At 60.1% G+C, this 17,928-nt stretch carries 27 protein-coding genes; all 27 read right to left on the minus strand.

Going from position 1 to position 17,928, the window contains the following annotated elements:
• Positions 1-7: 7 nt before the first annotated feature.
• Positions 8-1,354, minus strand: coding sequence for a preprotein translocase subunit SecY (gene secY, locus FAZ95_RS20090; RefSeq protein WP_137334053.1), 1,347 nt, complete (start codon positions 1,352-1,354; stop codon positions 8-10).
• A gap of 54 nt (positions 1,355-1,408) precedes the next feature.
• Positions 1,409-1,843 (minus strand): 50S ribosomal protein L15, encoded by a 435-nt coding sequence (rplO, locus tag FAZ95_RS20095; protein ID WP_137334054.1) that lies wholly within the window; start codon positions 1,841-1,843, stop codon positions 1,409-1,411.
• A 27-nt stretch (positions 1,844-1,870) separates the two neighbouring features.
• Positions 1,871-2,053 (minus strand): 50S ribosomal protein L30, encoded by a 183-nt coding sequence (gene rpmD / locus FAZ95_RS20100; protein ID WP_004202755.1) that lies wholly within the window; start codon positions 2,051-2,053, stop codon positions 1,871-1,873.
• Positions 2,054-2,068: 15 nt separating this feature from the next.
• Positions 2,069-2,587 carry a 30S ribosomal protein S5 gene (gene rpsE / locus FAZ95_RS20105; protein ID WP_137334055.1) on the minus strand — a complete coding sequence of 173 codons (519 nt, stop codon included), beginning with the start codon at positions 2,585-2,587 and terminating at the stop codon, positions 2,069-2,071.
• Positions 2,588-2,601: 14 nt separating this feature from the next.
• Complete coding sequence (gene rplR, locus FAZ95_RS20110; RefSeq protein ID WP_137334056.1) at positions 2,602-2,967, minus strand: 50S ribosomal protein L18; 366 nt, start codon at positions 2,965-2,967, stop codon at positions 2,602-2,604.
• A gap of 12 nt (positions 2,968-2,979) precedes the next feature.
• Positions 2,980-3,510, minus strand: coding sequence for a 50S ribosomal protein L6 (gene rplF / locus FAZ95_RS20115; RefSeq protein WP_137334057.1), 531 nt, complete (start codon positions 3,508-3,510; stop codon positions 2,980-2,982).
• Between the two features lie 19 nt (positions 3,511-3,529).
• The gene (gene rpsH, locus FAZ95_RS20120) at positions 3,530-3,925 is read right to left on the minus strand and encodes a 30S ribosomal protein S8 (protein WP_137334058.1); all 396 of its coding nucleotides are present in this window, start codon (positions 3,923-3,925) and stop codon (positions 3,530-3,532) included.
• A gap of 14 nt (positions 3,926-3,939) precedes the next feature.
• On the minus strand, positions 3,940-4,245 hold the full coding sequence (gene rpsN / locus FAZ95_RS20125; RefSeq protein WP_137334059.1) for a 30S ribosomal protein S14: 306 nt from the start codon (positions 4,243-4,245) through the stop codon (positions 3,940-3,942).
• A 7-nt stretch (positions 4,246-4,252) separates the two neighbouring features.
• Positions 4,253-4,792: a 50S ribosomal protein L5 gene (gene rplE, locus FAZ95_RS20130; protein WP_006052214.1), complete on the minus strand. Its 540-nt coding sequence runs from the start codon at positions 4,790-4,792 to the stop codon at positions 4,253-4,255.
• Positions 4,793-4,808: 16 nt separating this feature from the next.
• Positions 4,809-5,117, minus strand: coding sequence for a 50S ribosomal protein L24 (rplX, locus tag FAZ95_RS20135; RefSeq protein WP_137334060.1), 309 nt, complete (start codon positions 5,115-5,117; stop codon positions 4,809-4,811).
• A gap of 9 nt (positions 5,118-5,126) precedes the next feature.
• Positions 5,127-5,495: a 50S ribosomal protein L14 gene (rplN, locus tag FAZ95_RS20140; RefSeq protein WP_012402188.1), complete on the minus strand. Its 369-nt coding sequence runs from the start codon at positions 5,493-5,495 to the stop codon at positions 5,127-5,129.
• Positions 5,496-5,800: 305 nt separating this feature from the next.
• A complete protein-coding gene (gene rpsQ / locus FAZ95_RS20145; RefSeq protein ID WP_102611090.1) occupies positions 5,801-6,073 on the minus strand; it encodes a 30S ribosomal protein S17 in 273 nt (90 codons plus the stop codon).
• Positions 6,070-6,264: a 50S ribosomal protein L29 gene (gene rpmC / locus FAZ95_RS20150; RefSeq protein ID WP_054918554.1), complete on the minus strand. Its 195-nt coding sequence runs from the start codon at positions 6,262-6,264 to the stop codon at positions 6,070-6,072. Before rpmC ends, rpsQ begins: the two co-directional genes overlap by 4 nt.
• A gap of 10 nt (positions 6,265-6,274) precedes the next feature.
• A complete protein-coding gene (gene rplP / locus FAZ95_RS20155) occupies positions 6,275-6,691 on the minus strand; it encodes a 50S ribosomal protein L16 (protein WP_121281878.1) in 417 nt (138 codons plus the stop codon).
• 2 nt (positions 6,692-6,693) lie between these two features.
• Positions 6,694-7,506, minus strand: coding sequence for a 30S ribosomal protein S3 (gene rpsC / locus FAZ95_RS20160; RefSeq protein WP_137334061.1), 813 nt, complete (start codon positions 7,504-7,506; stop codon positions 6,694-6,696).
• A gap of 11 nt (positions 7,507-7,517) precedes the next feature.
• Positions 7,518-7,847 carry a 50S ribosomal protein L22 gene (rplV, locus tag FAZ95_RS20165; protein ID WP_004199272.1) on the minus strand — a complete coding sequence of 110 codons (330 nt, stop codon included), beginning with the start codon at positions 7,845-7,847 and terminating at the stop codon, positions 7,518-7,520.
• 12 nt (positions 7,848-7,859) lie between these two features.
• Positions 7,860-8,135 (minus strand): 30S ribosomal protein S19, encoded by a 276-nt coding sequence (rpsS, locus tag FAZ95_RS20170; RefSeq protein ID WP_137334062.1) that lies wholly within the window; start codon positions 8,133-8,135, stop codon positions 7,860-7,862.
• A gap of 10 nt (positions 8,136-8,145) precedes the next feature.
• Complete coding sequence (gene rplB, locus FAZ95_RS20175; protein WP_137334063.1) at positions 8,146-8,973, minus strand: 50S ribosomal protein L2; 828 nt, start codon at positions 8,971-8,973, stop codon at positions 8,146-8,148.
• A 2-nt stretch (positions 8,974-8,975) separates the two neighbouring features.
• The gene (rplW, locus tag FAZ95_RS20180) at positions 8,976-9,290 is read right to left on the minus strand and encodes a 50S ribosomal protein L23 (protein ID WP_137334064.1); all 315 of its coding nucleotides are present in this window, start codon (positions 9,288-9,290) and stop codon (positions 8,976-8,978) included.
• Positions 9,287-9,907: a 50S ribosomal protein L4 gene (rplD, locus tag FAZ95_RS20185; protein ID WP_136899562.1), complete on the minus strand. Its 621-nt coding sequence runs from the start codon at positions 9,905-9,907 to the stop codon at positions 9,287-9,289. Before rplD ends, rplW begins: the two co-directional genes overlap by 4 nt.
• Positions 9,907-10,566: a 50S ribosomal protein L3 gene (gene rplC, locus FAZ95_RS20190; RefSeq protein WP_137334065.1), complete on the minus strand. Its 660-nt coding sequence runs from the start codon at positions 10,564-10,566 to the stop codon at positions 9,907-9,909. The genes rplD and rplC overlap by 1 nt, the downstream gene beginning before the upstream one ends.
• A gap of 200 nt (positions 10,567-10,766) precedes the next feature.
• On the minus strand, positions 10,767-11,078 hold the full coding sequence (gene rpsJ, locus FAZ95_RS20195; protein ID WP_006998489.1) for a 30S ribosomal protein S10: 312 nt from the start codon (positions 11,076-11,078) through the stop codon (positions 10,767-10,769).
• A gap of 137 nt (positions 11,079-11,215) precedes the next feature.
• Positions 11,216-12,406: an elongation factor Tu gene (tuf, locus tag FAZ95_RS20200; protein WP_102645092.1), complete on the minus strand. Its 1,191-nt coding sequence runs from the start codon at positions 12,404-12,406 to the stop codon at positions 11,216-11,218.
• 48 nt (positions 12,407-12,454) lie between these two features.
• Entirely contained in the window at positions 12,455-14,557 is a 2,103-nt protein-coding gene (gene fusA, locus FAZ95_RS20205; protein ID WP_137334066.1) for an elongation factor G, read from the minus strand.
• A gap of 124 nt (positions 14,558-14,681) precedes the next feature.
• Positions 14,682-15,152 (minus strand): 30S ribosomal protein S7, encoded by a 471-nt coding sequence (gene rpsG, locus FAZ95_RS20210; protein ID WP_027797954.1) that lies wholly within the window; start codon positions 15,150-15,152, stop codon positions 14,682-14,684.
• A gap of 212 nt (positions 15,153-15,364) precedes the next feature.
• Positions 15,365-15,745: a 30S ribosomal protein S12 gene (gene rpsL, locus FAZ95_RS20215; RefSeq protein ID WP_006053290.1), complete on the minus strand. Its 381-nt coding sequence runs from the start codon at positions 15,743-15,745 to the stop codon at positions 15,365-15,367.
• 234 nt (positions 15,746-15,979) lie between these two features.
• A complete protein-coding gene (recQ, locus tag FAZ95_RS20220) occupies positions 15,980-17,827 on the minus strand; it encodes a DNA helicase RecQ (RefSeq protein WP_137334067.1) in 1,848 nt (615 codons plus the stop codon).
• Positions 17,828-17,928 lie beyond the last annotated feature (101 nt).

Below are 17,928 nucleotides of genomic sequence, written 5' to 3' on the forward strand. Positions count from 1 at the left end.
AGTCCTTTCAACGCATCGGGATGTTGCCGCCCTTGAAATTGGCTTTCTTGAGCAGCGACTCATACTGTTGCGACATAACGTACGACTGCACCTGCGCCATGAAGTCCATCGTGACGACGACAATAATCAGCAGCGACGTTCCACCAAAATAAAACGGCACGTTCCAGCGCAGCACCAGAAACTCTGGCAGCAAGCAGACGAACACGATATAGATCGCACCGGCCAGCGTCAGACGCGTGAGGATGCGGTCGATATAGCGTGCGGTCTGGTCACCTGGGCGGATACCCGGAACAAACGCACCACTCTTCTTCAGGTTGTCGGCCGTTTCCCTGCTGTTGAACACCAGTGCGGTGTAGAAAAAGCAGAAGAACACGATCGCCAACGCATACAACAACACGTACACAGGCTGACCAGGCTTCAGTGCTTCGGCCACGTTGTGCAGCGTGTCCGCGAACCAGCTGTTACGCGACCCCGAACTAAACCAGTTCAGGATGGTTGCCGGGAACAAGATGATCGACGATGCGAAGATCGGCGGAATCACGCCCGACATGTTCAACTTCAACGGCAAATGCGACGACTGACCGCCGTAAATCTTGTTGCCGACCTGACGCTTCGCGTAGTTCACGAGGATCTTGCGCTGGCCGCGTTCGATGAACACCACCAGATACGTCACGCCTGCAATCAGTGCGACGATGATGATCGCCGAGACCGGCCCCATCGAACCGGTTCGCACCAGCTCGAACAGCCCGCCGATTGCATTCGGGAAGCCCGCCGCAATCCCACCGAAGATGATGATCGAGATACCGTTGCCGAGGCCGCGTTCCGTGATTTGCTCACCGAGCCACATCAGGAACATCGTACCGGTCACGAGCGTCACGACCGTCGTCAAACGAAACACCATTCCCGGATCGATCACCAGGCCCGGCTGGTTCTCAAGCGCAACGGCGATGCCGAAAGCTTGGAACGTTGCCAGCAGAACGGTGAAAACCCGCGTGTACTGCGTAATCTTTCGCTGACCCGCCTGACCTTCTTTCTTCAGCGCTTCGAGCTGCGGCGACACGATCGCCAGCAACTGCATGATGATCGACGAGGAGATGTACGGCATGATCCCCAACGCGAAAATCGTGAATCGCGAAAGCGCGCCACCCGAGAACATGTTGAACATGCCAAGGATGCCGCCGGACTGGCTTTGGAACAGCTTTGCCAGCTGATCCGGGTCGATGCCCGGCACCGGAATATGCGCGCCGATGCGGTAGACGACCAGCGCCAGCAGCAGGAACACTGCACGCCGGCGCAGATCGCCAAACTTCGCCGTGCTTCGACCGGGTTTTGCGAGACTCGGACTGTTAGCCAAGTACCTTCTCCGATGCAAATGCTATTGACGGCAATCGGCTGTCGACTGCGCCAATTACTCGGCGAACGAGCCGCCTGCTGCTTCGATCGCAGCGCGCGCGCCCTTCGTCGCACCCAGACCCTTCACGACGATCTTGCGAGTGATCTCGCCCGTCTTGATGATCTTTGCGCTCTTGATCAACTCACCGACCAGGCCCGCTTGCTTCAGCGCCAGCAGATCGATTTCGTCGACCGGCAGCGCTTGCAGATCAGCCAGATTCACTTCACCGACGAATTCCTTCGTGAGCGACGTGAAGCCACGCTTCGGCAGACGACGTTGCAGCGGCATCTGACCGCCTTCGAAGCCAACCTTGTGGAAGCCGCCCGAACGCGATTTCTGACCCTTGTGACCGCGGCCAGCAGTCTTGCCGAGGCCGGAGCCGATGCCGCGACCCACGCGACGCTTCGCGTGCTTCGAGCCTTCTGCCGGCTTCAGGTTATTCAATTCCATTATCAACTCCTTGATTGCCTGAAGCGCTTAGCCGATGACCTTAACAAGGTACGAAACCTTGTTGATCATGCCGCGCACAGCCGGCGTATCTTGCAGTTCGCTGACCGAGTTGAGTCGGCGCAGGCCCAGGCCACGCACCGTCGCGCGATGCGATTCGCGGGTCCCAATCAGGCTCTTGACGAGCTGAACTTTGACAGTTTTTTCAGACATGGTGACCACCTAGGCTTAGCCCAAAATATCTTCGACGGACTTGCCGCGCTTCGCCGCGATGTCGCCCGGGGTGGACTGCTTGCGCAGGCCGTCGAGCGTTGCACGGACGAGGTTGTACGGGTTCGTCGAACCGTGGCTCTTCGCCACAACGTTCTGCACGCCCATCACGTCGAACACTGCGCGCATCGGGCCGCCGGCGATCACGCCGGTACCGTCCTTCGCCGGAGCGAGGAGAACCGTCGATGCGCCGTGCTTGCCGTGCACTTCGTGCTGCAGCGTGCCGTTCTTGAGCGGCACCTTGAACATGTTGCGGCGGGCTTGTTCCATCGCCTTCTGGACAGCGACCGGCACTTCCTTCGCCTTGCCCTTGCCCATACCGACGCGGCCATCGCCGTCGCCAACCACGGTCAGTGCGGCGAAGCCGAGAATACGGCCACCCTTCACGACCTTGGTCACGCGGTTGACCGAAATCATTTTTTCGCGAAGGCCGTCGTCGCGTTCGTCAGCCTGAACTTTCGCTTGCATCTTTGCCATGACGAATTCTTCCCTTAGAACTTGAGCCCGGCTTCGCGCGCGGCATCAGCCAGCGCTTTCACGCGGCCGTGGTAGCGGAAACCCGAGCGGTCGAAGGCGACGGATTCGACACCGGCGGCCTTGGCCTTTTCTGCGATACGCTTGCCGATCAGGGTCGCAGCAGCGATGTTGCCGCCCTTGCCCGACTTGTCGGCGAGTTCCGCACGCACTTCGGCTTCGAGCGTCGATGCGCTGGCGAGCACCTTGGTGCCGCACGGCGAGAACACTTGTGCATAGATATGCGTGTTCGTGCGGTGCACAGCAAGGCGCGCGACTTGCAATTCAGCGATCTTGATACGCGTCTGGCGAGCGCGGCGCAGGCGAGATTGAGTCTTATCCATGATTGCGCACCCTTACTTCTTCTTCGTTTCTTTGAGGATCACGACCTCGTCGGCATAGCGCACACCCTTGCCCTTGTAGGGCTCAGGCGGACGGTAGCCGCGCACTTCCGCCGCTACTTGGCCGACCTTCTGCTTGTCGATCCCCTTGATCACGATTTCCGTTTGCGACGGGGTTTCAGCCTTCACGCCTTCCGGCATCTGGTGCACCACCGGGTGCGAGAAACCCAGCGACAGGTTCAGCTTGTCGCCTTGCGCTTGCGCACGATAACCAACGCCAACCAGCGTCAGCTTGCGCTCGAAACCCTTGTTGACGCCGTTCACCATGTTCGCAACGATTGCGCGCATCGTGCCCGACATCGCGTTTGCTTCGCGGCTTTCGTCAACCGGCTCGAACTTCAGCGTGCCGTTGTCGTTCACCACCTTCACCAGCTTGTTCGCAGCTTGCGAGATCGTGCCCAGCTTGCCCTTGATCGTAATCAGGGCGTCGCTCAGGGTCACCTCGGCGCCTTCCAGCGCGATCGGGCTTTTACCTACTCGAGACATGTTTCTCTCCCCTTCGGCCTTAAGCGACGTAGCAGATGACTTCGCCGCCCACGCCAGTGGCGCGCGCTTTGCGATCCGTCATCACACCCTTGGGCGTCGAAACGATCGCCACGCCAAGGCCATTCATGACCTGCGGGATCTCGTTACGACCGCGGTACACGCGCAGACCAGGCTTCGAGACGCGCTCGAGGCGCTCGATGACCGGACGGCCAGCGTAGTACTTCAATGCAATGTTCAATTCCGATTTCGCGCCTTCCGACTTCACCGCGAAACCATCGATATAGCCTTCGTCCTTCAGGACCTGCGCAATCGCAACCTTGACTTTCGACGAGGGCATCGTCACCGAAACCTTCTCGACCATCTGCGCGTTGCGGATGCGAGTCAGCATATCGGCGATAGGATCACTCATGCTCATTTATGTTTCTCCTATTACCAGCTCGCCTTGGTCAGGCCAGGGATCTCGCCGCGGAATGCGATTTCACGAATCTTGTTACGCGCCAGGCCGAATTTGCGGAACGTGCCACGCGGACGGCCCGTGATTGCGCAGCGGTTGCGCTTGCGGGTCGGATTCGAGTTACGCGGCAGTTGTTGCAATTCCAGACGAGCTGCATAGCGCTCTTCTTCCGACTTGCTTTGGTCGTCGATGATCGCCTTCAGCGCGGTGCGCTTCGGTGCGAACTTCGCCGCAAGGCGGGCGCGCTTCTTTTCACGTTCGATCAGTGCCAGTTTAGCCACGGTAACCTCAGTTTCTGAACGGGAACTTGAAGCTGGCGAGCAGAGCCTTTGCTTCGTCGTCGGTCTTCGCGGTCGTCGTGATGCTGATGTTCAGCCCACGCAGCGCGTCGATCTTGTCGTAATCGATTTCGGGGAAAATGATCTGCTCTTTCACACCGATGTTGTAGTTGCCACGACCGTCGAACGCACGACCCGACACGCCGCGGAAGTCGCGCACGCGGGGCAGCGCAACCGTCACGAAACGATCGAGGAATTCGTACATTGCCTGGCCGCGCAGCGTGACCATCGCACCGATCGGATAACCTTGACGGATCTTGAAGCCGGCGATTGCCTTGCGAGCCTTCGTAATGACAGGCTTCTGGCCGGCGATCTTCGTCAGGTCGCCAACGGCGTTTTCGATGATCTTCTTGTCAGCGACGGCTTCGCCAAGACCCATGTTCAGGGTGATCTTGGTGATGCGCGGCACTTCCATCACGGACTTGTAACCGAACTTCTCGATGAGGCCGGGTACAACCTTCTCTTTATAAAATTCTTGCAAACGAGCCATTTTTTACTCCGCAGCGTCAGGCGCTCAGCTCGGCACCGGTCGTTTTCAGGAAGCGAACTTTCTTGTCGCCCTCGACCTTGATGCCCACACGCGAGGCCTTGCCATTCGCGTCGACCAGAGCGACGTTCGAAATATGCAGCGGCATCGTCTTGGCTTCCACGCCGCCCGTCGTACCCTTCATCGGGTTCGGCTTCACGTGCTTTTTGACGAGGTTGACACCCTCGACCGTCACACGATCTTCGCCAACAGCCAGCACGACACCGCGCTTGCCCTTGTCCTTGCCGGTGATGACGATCACTTCGTCACCCTTGCGAATCTTGTTCATCGCGACTCCTTACAGCACTTCCGGCGCCAGCGAAACGATCTTCATGAATCGTTCGCTACGCAGCTCACGCGTGACCGGCCCGAAAATGCGGGTGCCGATGGGCTCAAGCTTGGTATTCAAAAGCACGGCGGCGTTGCCATCGAACTTGATCAGCGAGCCGTCTTGACGGCGCACGCCCTTGGCGGTGCGAACCACCACGGCGTTGTAAATCTCGCCTTTCTTCACGCGCCCGCGCGGCGTTGCCTCTTTGACGCTCACCTTGATGATGTCGCCGATGTTGGCGTAACGACGCTTCGAGCCGCCGAGCACCTTGATGCACATGACTTCACGCGCACCCGTGTTGTCGGCCACTTCAAGCCGAGTTTCGGTCTGGATCATGGTTTATCTTTCCCAACTTAATCCGATTGCACCACCATGGCGCATCCGGTCAGTCTTGGTCCCGTCAGCCGTACTGCATTGCTCAGCTGCTTGGGTCAGAACAGCAGCGACGGCAAACGAAACCCGCCATCGCAATCAGGTGAATCCTTCGGAGAGGCATGGCGCCCATCCGCTTCCCCCACCAACTTCGCCCGCGACGGGGCTCCCATAAAGAGGGAAGACCGAGATTATAACAAATAATCTCGGTCTTGCAAGCGAAATCTACTGCGATTTCAACTACTTCTACTACTCAAGCTGCCGCAGTCTTAGATGACGCGGGCGGCTTCGACCAGGCGGGACACGGTCCAGGCTTTCGTCTTCGAGATCGGACGGGTTTCCTGGATTTCAACGAGGTCGCCCTCGTTGTACGTGTTCGCGTCGTCATGCGCGTGGTACTTCTTCGAGCGAACGACATACTTCCCGTAGATCGGGTGCTTCACGCGGTGCTCGACCAGCACGGTGACAGTCTTGTCCATCTTGTTGCTGACGACCTTGCCGACCAGCGTCCGCTTGAGCGAGGTTTTTACGCTATCGTTCATTTCTGGTTCGCCTTCTCAGTCAGGACGGTCCGCACACGTGCGATGTCGCGACGAACCTTCTTCAGCTGGCTCGTGTTCGTGAGCTGCTGAGTCGCGAGTTGCATGCGCAGGCCGAATTGCGCCTTCAAAAGGTCCGACAGCTCTTTGTCGAGCGCGGCCTTGTCTTTCTGGTGAAGTTCGGAAGCCTTCATCATTTGCTCCTTAGGCGCCGAGCTGACGCACGATGAAGGTCGTCTTCAGCGGCAGCTTCGCTGCAGCCAGACGGAACGCCTCACGCGCCAGTTCTTCGGTTACGCCGTCCATTTCGTACAGCATCTTGCCCGGTTGAATCTCGGCGACGTAGTACTCAGGGTTACCCTTACCGTTACCCATCCGCACTTCGGCCGGCTTTTGCGAGATCGGCTTGTCCGGGAAAATGCGAATCCAGATGCGGCCACCGCGCTTGATGTGACGCGTCATTGCACGACGCGCCGCTTCAATTTGACGCGCGGTCAGACGGCCACGACCGATAGCCTTCAGGCCGAACTCACCGAACGACACGGCGTTGCCGCGCGTCGCGATACCGGTGTTACGACCCTTCTGCTCTTTGCGATACTTCCTGCGTTTCGGTTGCAGCATCGTTATTCTCCAGTCTTGCCGTCGCCGCCGGCGCCGCCAGCACCACCGCTACGACGCGGGCCACCGCGACGAGCACCTGCCGGCGCACCTTCGCCATCACGACGCGGACGGCGATCGCCACCCGGACGTGCGTTGCGGCGCGGACGCTTTTCTTCAGCGACTTCTTCCACCACCGGCGCGTCGTTGCGGCCCAGGGTATCGCCCTTGTAGACCCACACCTTGACGCCGATGATGCCGTACGTCGTCTTCGCTTCCGAGGTTGCGTAGTCGATGTCCGCACGCAGCGTGTGCAGCGGCACGCGGCCTTCGCGATACCACTCGGTACGAGCGATTTCGATACCGTTCAGACGGCCGGCGCTCATGATCTTGATGCCTTGGGCGCCAAGACGCATCGCGTTTTGCATCGCACGCTTCATCGCGCGGCGGAACATGATCCGGCGCTCGAGCTGTTGCGTGATCGAATCGGCGATCAGTTGAGCATCGGTTTCCGGCTTGCGGATTTCTTCGATGTTCACGTGAACCGGAACGCCCATGCGCTTTTGCAGCTCGGACTTCAGCAGTTCGATGTCCTCGCCCTTCTTGCCGATAACGACACCCGGACGCGAGCTGAAAATCGTGATGCGAGCGTTCTTCGCCGGACGCTCGATGACGACGCGGCCAACCGAAGCGTTCTTCAGCTTCTTCTTCAGGTATTCACGAACACCGATGTCTTCCTGCAACATCGCCGCGAAATTGTTGTTGTTCGCGTACCAACGCGACGCCCAATTGCGGCTGACGGCCAAACGGAAGCCAGTCGGATGAATTTTCTGTCCCATCGTATGACCCCTTAATTCCCGACCGTCACAGTGATGTGACAGGATTGCTTCTCAATGCGGTTGCCGCGGCCTTTGGCGCGCGCGGTGAAACGCTTGAGCGATGCAGCCTTGTCGACGTAGATGCTCTTGATCTTGAGCTCGTCGATATCGGCGCCTTCGTTGTGCTCCGCATTCGCGATTGCCGACAGCACAACCTTTTTCACGATGCCAGCCGCTTTCTTCGGCGAGAACGTCAGAACGTTCAGCGCCTTGTCGACCGGCAGACCGCGGATCTGGTCAGCCACAAGGCGCGTCTTCTGCGCCGAGATGCGGGCACCGCGATGAATTGCTTTCACTTCCATCTTGATTGCCCCTTATTTCTTGGCCTTCTTGTCGGCTGCGTGACCCTTGAACGTGCGGGTCAATGCGAACTCGCCAAGCTTGTGGCCGACCATGTTTTCCGAGATGTACACCGGAACGTGTTGACGGCCGTTGTGAACGGCGATCGTCAGACCGATGAAATCCGGGAGGATCGTCGAGCGACGCGACCAAGTCTTGATTGGCTTCTTGTCGCGCGAAGCTGCAGCCGCCTCAACTTTCTTCAGCAAATGGGCGTCGCAGAACGGACCTTTTTTGATTGAACGTGCCATTGCCTACTCCTTAACGCTTGTGACGGCGCTGGACGATCATCGTCGTCGTGCGCTTGTTGCTGCGGGTGCGATAGCCCTTCGTCGGCGTGCCCCACGGGCTCACCGGATCGCGACCTGCTGCCGTCTTGCCTTCACCACCGCCGTGCGGGTGATCGACCGGGTTCATTGCAACGCCACGCACCGTCGGACGGATACCGCGCCAGCGGTTCGCGCCAGCCTTACCGATTTGACGGAGGCTATGCTCTTCGTTGCCCACTTCACCGATCGTCGCGCGGCACTCGACGTGCACGCGGCGAATTTCGCCCGAACGCAGACGGACCTGCGCGTAGACACCTTCGCGAGCCAGCAGCATGGCCGACGTACCAGCCGAACGCGCCATTTGCGCGCCCTTGCCCGGCAGCATCTCGATGCAGTGGATCGTCGTACCGACCGGAATGTTGCGGATCGGCAGCGTGTTGCCTGCCTTGATCGGCGCTTCCGAACCGGACATCAGCTGTTGGCCCACCACGACGCCCTTCGGCGCGATGATGTAGCGACGTTCGCCGTCGGCGTACAGCACGAGCGCGATGTTCGCGCTACGGTTCGGGTCGTACTCGAGACGCTCGACCTTGGCCGGAATGCCGTCTTTCGTGCGACGGAAGTCGACGACACGGTAGTGCTGCTTGTGACCGCCGCCTTGGTGGCGCGTCGTCACGTGACCGTTGTTGTTACGGCCGGCAGCCTTGCTCTGCGGCTCGAGCAGCTGCGCAAACGGCTTGCCCTTATGCAGATCCTTGTTGACCACCTTCACCATCGCGCGGCGACCCGGCGAGGTCGGCTTAACTTTCACGATTGCCATGATTACTTGGCCTCCGCTTCAAAGTTGATTTCCTGGCCGGGCTTCAGGCAGACGTACGCCTTCTTCACGTCCTTACGGCGGCCCATGCCAAAGCGGTTACGCTTGACCTTGCCTTTCACGTTCAGAACGTTGACGGAATCGACTTCCACCTTGAACAGCAGTTCGACCGCAGCCTTCACTTCCTGCTTCGTGGCATCGGGCGCGACTTCGAACACGACTTGCTCGTTCTTGTCGGCCACCAGCGTCGCCTTTTCGGAGATCACCGGCGCGAGCAGGACCTGCATCAAACGATGATCGTTCTTGCGAATCTCGCTCATGACAGCAACTCCTCGATCTGGGCGACCGCTGCCTTCGTGATCAGGACTTTCTTGAAGTAGATCAGCGAGAGCGGGTCGGCGTAACGCGGCTCGACAACCGCCACGTGGGCGAGGTTGCGCGACGCGAGGTAGAGGTTCTCGTCGACCGTGTCGGTGATGACCAGCACGGAATCGAGACCCATGGCCTTGAATTTTTCAGCCAGCAGCTTGGTCTTCGGCGCTTCGAGGATGATGTCCTCGACGACCGACAGACGGCCTTCGCGGGCCAGCTGCGAGAAGATCGAGCAGAGACCTGCGCGATGCATCTTCTTGTTGACCTTGTGCGAGAAGTTTTCTTCCGGCGAGTTCGGGAAGATGCGACCACCGCCGCGCCACAACGGGCTCGACGACATACCGGCACGAGCACGGCCCGTACCCTTTTGACGCCACGGCTTCTTGGTCGTGTGCTTGACTTGCTCACGGTCCTTCTGCGCGCGGTTGCCGCTGCGTGCATTGGCTTGGTAAGCCACCACGATCTGGTGGATCAGCGCTTCGTTGTAGTCGCGGCCGAACACTGCGTCCGACGCGGTCACACCTGCACCTTCCTGACCGTTTGCGTTCAGGAGCTTAAGTTCCATTATTTCGCTCCTTTCACGGCACGCGCCTTGACAGCCGGCGTCACGAAAACCTTGCCGCCCTTAGCACCCGGAACGGCACCCTTGACCAGCAGCAGCTTGCGTTCAGCGTCGATGCGAGCGATTTCGAGGTTCTGCACCGTCACCGTCTCGTCACCCATGTGACCGGTCATGCGCTTACCCGGGAACACACGGCCCGGATCCTGCGCCATACCGATCGAGCCAGGCACGTTGTGCGAACGCGAGTTACCGTGCGAAGCGCGGCCCGAGCTGAAGTTGTAGCGCTTGATGGTACCGGCATAGCCTTTACCGATCGACACGCCTTGCACGTCGATTTTCTGGCCGACTTCGAAGAGGTCGACACCGATCACGGCGCCGGCGGAAAGCTCGGCAGCCTTGGCGGCATCGATCTTGAATTCTTTGAGGACTTCACCGGCTTGAACACCGGCTTTGGCGAGATGACCTGCCAGCGGCTTCGTCACGCGCGAAGCACGACGCTCACCGAATGCAACTTGAACGGCGGTATAACCATCCGTTTCAACAGTCTTGATCTGCGTCACGCGGTTGTCGGACACGTCCAGCACGGTGACGGGAATCGAATCCCCTTCAGCCGTGAAGATACGGGTCATGCCAACCTTGCGACCTACGAGTCCAAGGCTCATCGTTTTCTCCATTCCCGACTGCGATTGGTCGGGGCTAATTTACAAAATTGCCGGCGATTTTCAGCCCAATTGCACGAGCCAAATCACCGACTTTTTTACGCAAATGCGCGAAAAGCCTTGCATTATAGCGAGGCTTTTCGTTTTCCGCAAGCAATCAATGACTTAGCGCCATCGGCATGAGCCGGCGGCGCCTGAAAGCCTTATTGCAGCTTGATCTCCACGTCCACGCCGGCCGGCAGGTCGAGCTTCATCAGCGCGTCGACGGTCTTGTCCGTCGGATCGACGATGTCCATCAGGCGTTGGTGGGTGCGGATTTCGAGCTGATCGCGCGACGTCTTGTTGACGTGCGGCGAACGCAGGATGTCAAAACGTTGGATGCGGGTCGGCAGGGGCACCGGACCACGAACGATTGCGCCAGTCCGCTTTGCCGTATCGACGATTTCGGCTGCCGATTGATCGATCAGACGATAGTCGAATGCTTTCAGGCGAATGCGGATTTTCTGGTTTTGCATGACGTTTCCTTGGAAAGAGCGAGGCGGTCTTGCACCGCCGGATTAAAAAAGAACGTGAGGTTGGGCGCTCTCGCGGGAGCGCGCGCCCAACCCCGGGCACCACTTCTACTGCTTACTGCCACAGCAAACCAGCGATTTTACTCGATGATCTTAGCGACGACACCTGCGCCGACGGTACGGCCACCTTCGCGGATGGCGAAGCGCAGACCTTCTTCCATCGCGATCGGCGCAATCAGCTTCACCGTGATCGACACGTTGTCGCCCGGCATCACCATTTCCTTGTCCTTCGGCAACTCGATCGAACCCGTCACGTCCGTCGTACGGAAGTAGAACTGCGGGCGATAGTTGTTGAAGAACGGCGTGTGGCGGCCGCCTTCGTCCTTGCTCAGCACGTACACTTCAGCCGTGAAGTGCGTGTGCGGCGTGATCGAACCCGGCTTGGCCAGAACCTGGCCACGCTCCACGTCTTCACGCTTCGTGCCGCGCAGCAGAATACCCACGTTGTCGCCCGCTTGACCTTGGTCCAGCAGCTTGCGGAACATTTCCACGCCCGTGCAGGTCGTCTTCACCGTCGGCTTGATACCGACGATTTCGATTTCCTCGCCGACCTTCACCACGCCGCGCTCCACGCGACCCGTCACCACCGTGCCGCGGCCCGAGATCGAGAACACGTCTTCCACCGGCATCAGGAACGCGCCATCCACCGCGCGCTCCGGCGTCGGGATGTACGTGTCCAGCGCGTCGGCCAGGTTCATGATCGCCACTTCACCCAGCTCGCCCTTGTCGCCTTCCAGCGCCAGCTTGGCCGAACCCTTGATGATCGGCGTGTCGTCGCCCGGGAAGTCGTACTTCGACAGCAGCTCGCGCACTTCCATTTCCACCAGCTCGAGCAGCTCGGCGTCGTCCACCATGTCGCACTTGTTCAGGAACACGATGATGTACGGCACGCCAACCTGACGCGCCAGCAGGATGTGCTCACGCGTTTGCGGCATCGGGCCGTCGGCGGCCGAGCACACCAGGATCGCGCCGTCCATCTGCGCGGCACCCGTGATCATGTTCTTCACGTAGTCAGCGTGGCCCGGGCAGTCAACGTGCGCGTAGTGGCGGTTGGCCGTCTCGTACTCGACGTGCGCCGTGTTGATCGTGATGCCGCGCGCCTTTTCTTCCGGCGCCGCGTCGATCTGGTCGTACGCCTTCGCTTCGCCGCCGAACTTCGCCGTCAGCACCGTCGTGATTGCTGCCGTCAGCGTGGTCTTGCCATGATCAACGTGACCGATCGTGCCGACGTTCACGTGCGGCTTGGTCCGTTCGAATTTACCTTTAGCCATGATTCTCTTCTTTCAAAAAAGTTGTTCGGTGAATGACTTGCCGAATGATTACTTCGACTTCGCGCTGATGATCGCTTCGGAAACGTTACGCGGCGCTTCAGCGTAATGCTTGAACTCCATCGTGTACGTAGCGCGGCCTTGCGTTGCCGAACGCAGCGACGTGGAGTAGCCGAACATTTCCGACAACGGCACTTCGGCACGGAGAATCTTGCCGCCGCCAACCATGTCTTCCATGCCCTGGATGATGCCGCGACGGCCCGACAGGTCGCCCATCACGTTGCCCATGTAGTCTTCCGGCGTTTCCACTTCCACGGCCATCATCGGCTCGAGGATCACCGGGTTCGCACGGCGCATTGCTTCCTTGAACGCCATCGAACCGGCCATGCGGAACGCGTTTTCGTTCGAGTCAACGTCGTGGTACGAACCGAACGTCAGATGAACCTTCACGTCGACGACCGGGAAGCCTGCCAGCACGCCGCTCTTGAGCGTGTCGGCGATACCCTTGTCGACCGCCGGGATGTATTCACGCGGAATGACACCACCCTTGATCTCGTCGAGGAACTCGTAGCCCTTGCCTTGTTCGTTCGGCTCGAGCGTGATGACCGCGTGACCGTACTGGCCGCGACCGCCCGACTGCTTGACGAACTTGCCTTCCACGTCCGAGGCCGTGCTGCGGATCGTCTCGCGGTATGCCACCTGCGGCTTGCCGACGGTCGCTTCCACGCCGAACTCACGCTTCATCCGGTCAACCAGAATTTCGAGGTGCAGTTCGCCCATGCCCGAAATAATGGTTTGGCCCGATTCTTCGTCCGTTTGCACGCGGAACGACGGATCTTCCTGAGCCAGACGGTTCAGCGCCAGGCCCATCTTTTCCTGGTCAGCCTTCGTCTTCGGCTCGACGGCCTGCGAGATCACCGGCTCCGGGAACACCATGCGCTCGAGCACAATCGGGTGCTGCGGGTCGCACAGCGTGTCGCCCGTCGTCGCTTCCTTCAGGCCCACGGCTGCTGCGATGTCGCCGGCGCGCACTTCCTTGATTTCTTCGCGCTGGTTCGCGTGCATCTGCAGAATACGGCCCAGACGTTCCTTCTTGTCCTTGGTCGAATTCAGCAGCGTGTCGCCCGAGTTGACCACACCGGAGTACACGCGGAAGAAGATCAGCTGGCCGACGAACGGGTCGGTCATGATCTTGAATGCGAGCGCCGAGAACTTCTCGTCGTCCGACGCCTTGCGCTCAGCCGATTCACCGCTTTCCAGTTCACCCTTGACCGGCGGAATGTCGACCGGCGACGGCAGGAAGTCGATCACGGCGTCGAGCATGCGCTGCACGCCCTTGTTCTTGAACGCGGTACCGCACAGCATCGGCTGGATTTCGCAAGCGATCGTACGGTCGCGCAGCGCCTTGACGATCTCGGCGCGGGACAGCGTCTCGCCACCGAGGTACTTTTCCATCAGCTCTTCGCTCGCTTCGGCGGCGGACTCGACCATCTTCTCGCGCCACTCGTTGCAGGTGTCGATGAGCTCAGCCGGAATGTCGACGTAGTCGAACTTCGTGCCTTGCGACGCTTCGTCCCAAATGATCGCCTTCATCTCGAGCAGATCGACGACGCCCTTGAAGGTCTCTTCCGAGCCGATCGGCACCACGACCGGGACCGGGTTCGCCTTCAGGCGGGTCTTCAGCTGATCGTAGACCTTGAAGAAGTTCGCGCCGGTACGGTCCATCTTGTTGACGAACGCGAGACGGGGCACCTTGTACTTGTTAGCCTGGCGCCACACCGTTTCCGACTGCGGCTGCACGCCGCCCACTGCGCAGTAAACCATGCACGCGCCGTCGAGCACGCGCATCGAACGCTCCACTTCGATCGTGAAGTCGACGTGGCCCGGGGTGTCGATGATGTTGATGCGGTGTTCCGGGTAGTTGCCACCCATACCCTTCCAGAAGGCCGTCGTAGCAGCGGACGTGATGGTGATGCCGCGCTCTTGCTCCTGCTCCATCCAGTCCATCGTTGCTGCGCCGTCGTGCACTTCACCAATCTTGTGGTTCACGCCGGTGTAGAACAGGATGCGCTCGGTCGTCGTCGTCTTGCCGGCGTCGATGTGAGCGCTAATACCGATATTACGGTAGCGCTCGATAGGTGTCTTACGAGCCACTTTGATCCTCTATTGGGATGACGCGAAAAGTATGCATATAGTTTTCGCGCCCTAACACAAACGGGCGAGGCGCCGATAAGCGCACCCGCCCGGATATTTTTCCGTTGCCTCTGGGTTCGAGGGCTTAGAAACGGAAATGCGAGAACGCCTTGTTGGCTTCTGCCATCCGGTGAACTTCATCGCGCTTCTTCATCGCACCGCCACGGCCTTCGGCCGCTTCGGTCAGTTCACCAGCCAGGCGCAACGCCATCGACTTTTCGCTACGCTTCTTCGCAGCCTCGCGCAACCAACGCATCGCCAATGCCATACGACGCGACGGACGCACTTCGACCGGAACCTGATAGTTCGCACCACCAACGCGGCGGCTCTTCACTTCGACCACCGGCTTCACGTTGTTGAGCGCGACAGTGAACACTTCCAGCGGGTCCTTGCCACCCTTGGTCTGGATCTGTTCGAAAGCGCCGTACACGATACGCTCGGCAACCGACTTCTTGCCTGAGAGCATCAGCACGTTCATGAATTTAGCAACATCAACGTTACCGAACTTCGGATCCGGCAACACTTCCCGCTTGGGGACTTCGCGACGACGCGGCATGTTTCTTCCTTTGATTTTTCAGTTGGAGCTCTGAGCCGAAGCTCTATCGCCCCGCGGCCACCAACTAACCCGATCCATCTTTACGACTAACCAGCTTGGCCGGGTGACCACTTACTCGACAGCACCGGCGAATCCGGCACCACCGCCTTTGACTACTTGACCACTCTCGATTGCCTTGCGGGCATCGCTAAGCAGCCATACGAAGAGGCTGCTTACTTGCCAGCCTTGGCACGCTTCGCACCGTACTTCGAGCGAGCCTGCTTACGATCCTTGACGCCCTGGGTATCCAGCGAGCCGCGAACCATGTGGTAACGCACACCCGGCAAGTCCTTCACACGGCCGCCGCGAATCAGCACGACCGAGTGTTCCTGCAGGTTGTGGCCTTCACCACCGATGTACGAAATGACTTCGAAGCCGTTCGTCAGGCGCACCTTCGCGACCTTACGAAGTGCCGAGTTCGGCTTTTTCGGCGTCGTGGTGTACACACGGGTGCACACGCCGCGACGCTGGGGGCAGTCCTGCAAGGCCGGGCTCTTGCTCTTCGTCGTTTCCGACGTGCGGCCTTTGCGAACCAATTGATTGATGGTTGGCATTGTTTATTCCTGAAATTGAACAAAATCGACGCATCCATTTCCGGGCAAAGCGGTCACTGATGCGTATCGAACTTCCTGCCTCGACTGCCGGTGCGCGAGTTTACCCCTCGACCTAGCATGCCAAGAACCGGAACCCAGCATCATATTCGGAAAATGCCAACTGCGTCAATAGTTTGCAGCGGATCGGGAGCGGCTGACGGGCGAGTCGCCCGGCTTCGGTCAAGAGGACCGTCGTCAGTCCGCCGCGACGACGTCGAGCAGTTCCTCGCCGAAGCGATCGAGCTTGCGCGCACCGATGCCGGGAATGTGGCGAAGATCGTCGATGGTATCGGGGCCGCTACGCGCAATTTCGGCGAGCGTCGCGTCGTGAAAGATGACGTAGGCCGGCACGCCGTCACTCTTGGCGGTTTCGGTACGCCACGCGCGCAGGCGCTCCCACCGGGCACGCTCGCGCGGGCCCATGCCGGCAGTCGGGTCGGCCCGCTCGCCGGTACGGCTCGACGATTGGCGCGTGCGCGTCGGCTTCACGTAGCGCCGCAACGTGACCTTCTCCTCACCTTTGAGCACGGGTTTGCTCGCCTCGGTGAGCACGAGCGAGCCGAATCCCTCGTGATCGACCGCCAGATAGCCGAACGCGACCAATTGACGGAAAATCGCGCGCCACTCGGGTTCGGACAGGCTCGCGCCGATGCCGAAGGTACTGAGGCTTTCATGGCCGCGCTGAAGGATCTTCTCGTTTCGGTTGCCGCGCAGGATGTCGATCAGATGCCCGGCGCCGAAATGAAAACCGCTCGCGCGCTGAGCGCGGAACACGCACGAGAGCGCCATCTGCGCTTCGCGCGTGGCGTCCCACGACGCCGGCGGCTCGAGGCAAGTATCGCAATTGCCGCACGGCTCGCTGGCTTCGCCAAAGTAGGCCAGAAGGCGCACGCGGCGGCAGGCAGCGGCCTCGCAAAGGCCGAGCAGCGCATCGAGCTTGCCGGTCTGCACGCGTTTGTGCGCATCGTCGGCGTCCGACTCATCGATCATCTTGCGCTGCTGCACGACGTCGCCAAGACCGTACGCCATCCACGCGTTGGCGGGCAGACCGTCGCGGCCCGCGCGCCCCGTTTCCTGGTAGTACCCCTCGACGCTCTTCGGCAGATCCAAGTGAGCGACAAAGCGCACGTCCGGCTTATCGATGCCCATACCGAAGGCGATCGTCGCGCACATGACGATGCCCTCTTCGCGCTGGAACATCTCCTGATGCCGCTGGCGGATCTCGAACTCCATGCCCGCGTGATAAGGCAGCGCCCGGATGCCCTGCCCCTTTAGCCACTCGGCAGTCTCCTCGACCTTACGGCGCGACAGGCAGTAGACGACGCCGGCATCCGTCGTGCCTTCCGGGTTCGTGTGTTCTGCGCGAATGAAGTCGAGCAACTGAGCGCGCGCGTTGTCCTTCTCGACGATTCGATAGCGAATATTCGGGCGATCGAAGCTCGACACGAAAATGCGCGCGTCATCGAGCGCGAGGCGGTGGACGATTTCGTCGCGCGTGATCGCGTCGGCGGTGGCGGTGAGCGCGATGCGCGGCACCGACGGAAACCGCTCGTGCAGCACGGAAAGCTGGATGTACTCGGGGCGGAAATCGTGCCCCCATTGCGACACGCAATGGGCTTCATCGATCGCAAAGAGCCCGATGCGCGCGCGCTCGAGCAGATCGAGAAAGCGCGGCGTCATGAGCCGTTCCGGCGCGACATAAAGGAGATCAATATCGCCGTCGCGCAGCGCGCGCTCGGTGGCGGCGGCCTCGGCGCCGGACAGCGTCGAATTCAGATACGCCGCCCGCACGCCAAGTTCAGTGAGCGCGGCCACCTGATCCTGCATCAGCGCGATCAACGGCGAAACCACGATGCCGGCGCCGAGCCCGGCTTCGCGCCGTACGAGTGACGGGATCTGGTAGCAAAGCGATTTACCGCCGCCGGTGGGCATCAACACGAGGCAATCGCCTCCGCCGGCGACGTGCTCGACAATATCGCCCTGCTGCCCTCTGAAGGCGGGATAACCGAAAGTTTCGTTGAGGATTTCGAGGGCGCGGGACATGAATGCTTAAGACAGGCAGCGAAGTGCAGGTGCAACGAATTTTACCAACGCACCGGCGCGCAAAACGCGTTAATCGGCAACGTTAGCCATTCAGCCTGCAA

Origin of the sequence: Trinickia violacea (assembly GCF_005280735.1) — a bacterium.
In the GTDB taxonomy this organism is placed as follows: domain Bacteria; phylum Pseudomonadota; class Gammaproteobacteria; order Burkholderiales; family Burkholderiaceae; genus Trinickia_A; species Trinickia_A violacea.

Excerpts from the sequence above, each read along its gene's own strand:
- rplW (WP_137334064.1), bottom strand. The coding sequence starts at position 9,290 with ATGAGCGAGATTCGCAAGAACGATCATCGTTTGATGCAGGTCCTGCTC.
- rplO (WP_137334054.1), bottom strand. The coding sequence starts at position 1,843 with ATGGAATTGAATAACCTGAAGCCGGCAGAAGGCTCGAAGCACGCGAAG.
- rpsH (WP_137334058.1), bottom strand. The coding sequence starts at position 3,925 with ATGAGCATGAGTGATCCTATCGCCGATATGCTGACTCGCATCCGCAAC.
- rpsC (WP_137334061.1), bottom strand. The coding sequence starts at position 7,506 with ATGGGACAGAAAATTCATCCGACTGGCTTCCGTTTGGCCGTCAGCCGC.
- rplC (WP_137334065.1), bottom strand. The coding sequence starts at position 10,566 with ATGAGCCTTGGACTCGTAGGTCGCAAGGTTGGCATGACCCGTATCTTC.
- rpsJ (WP_006998489.1), bottom strand. The coding sequence starts at position 11,078 with ATGCAAAACCAGAAAATCCGCATTCGCCTGAAAGCATTCGACTATCGT.
- tuf (WP_102645092.1), bottom strand. The coding sequence starts at position 12,406 with ATGGCTAAAGGTAAATTCGAACGGACCAAGCCGCACGTGAACGTCGGC.
- rpmD (WP_004202755.1), bottom strand. The coding sequence starts at position 2,053 with ATGTCTGAAAAAACTGTCAAAGTTCAGCTCGTCAAGAGCCTGATTGGG.
- rplR (WP_137334056.1), bottom strand. The coding sequence starts at position 2,967 with ATGGATAAGACTCAATCTCGCCTGCGCCGCGCTCGCCAGACGCGTATC.
- rplX (WP_137334060.1), bottom strand. The coding sequence starts at position 5,117 with ATGAACAAGATTCGCAAGGGTGACGAAGTGATCGTCATCACCGGCAAG.
- rplV (WP_004199272.1), bottom strand. The coding sequence starts at position 7,847 with ATGGAAGTGAAAGCAATTCATCGCGGTGCCCGCATCTCGGCGCAGAAG.
- rpsG (WP_027797954.1), bottom strand. The coding sequence starts at position 15,152 with ATGCCGCGTCGTCGCGAAGTCCCCAAGCGGGAAGTGTTGCCGGATCCG.
- recQ (WP_137334067.1), bottom strand. The coding sequence starts at position 17,827 with ATGTCCCGCGCCCTCGAAATCCTCAACGAAACTTTCGGTTATCCCGCC.
- rpmC (WP_054918554.1), bottom strand. The coding sequence starts at position 6,264 with ATGAAGGCTTCCGAACTTCACCAGAAAGACAAGGCCGCGCTCGACAAA.
- rplD (WP_136899562.1), bottom strand. The coding sequence starts at position 9,907 with ATGGAACTTAAGCTCCTGAACGCAAACGGTCAGGAAGGTGCAGGTGTG.
- rpsL (WP_006053290.1), bottom strand. The coding sequence starts at position 15,745 with ATGCCAACCATCAATCAATTGGTTCGCAAAGGCCGCACGTCGGAAACG.
- rplP (WP_121281878.1), bottom strand. The coding sequence starts at position 6,691 with ATGCTGCAACCGAAACGCAGGAAGTATCGCAAAGAGCAGAAGGGTCGT.
- rpsS (WP_137334062.1), bottom strand. The coding sequence starts at position 8,135 with ATGGCACGTTCAATCAAAAAAGGTCCGTTCTGCGACGCCCATTTGCTG.
- rplB (WP_137334063.1), bottom strand. The coding sequence starts at position 8,973 with ATGGCAATCGTGAAAGTTAAGCCGACCTCGCCGGGTCGCCGCGCGATG.
- rplE (WP_006052214.1), bottom strand. The coding sequence starts at position 4,792 with ATGGCTCGTTTGCAAGAATTTTATAAAGAGAAGGTTGTACCCGGCCTC.
- rpsQ (WP_102611090.1), bottom strand. The coding sequence starts at position 6,073 with ATGAACGATAGCGTAAAAACCTCGCTCAAGCGGACGCTGGTCGGCAAG.
- rpsE (WP_137334055.1), bottom strand. The coding sequence starts at position 2,587 with ATGGCAAAGATGCAAGCGAAAGTTCAGGCTGACGAACGCGACGACGGC.
- rplN (WP_012402188.1), bottom strand. The coding sequence starts at position 5,495 with ATGATCCAGACCGAAACTCGGCTTGAAGTGGCCGACAACACGGGTGCG.
- rplF (WP_137334057.1), bottom strand. The coding sequence starts at position 3,510 with ATGTCTCGAGTAGGTAAAAGCCCGATCGCGCTGGAAGGCGCCGAGGTG.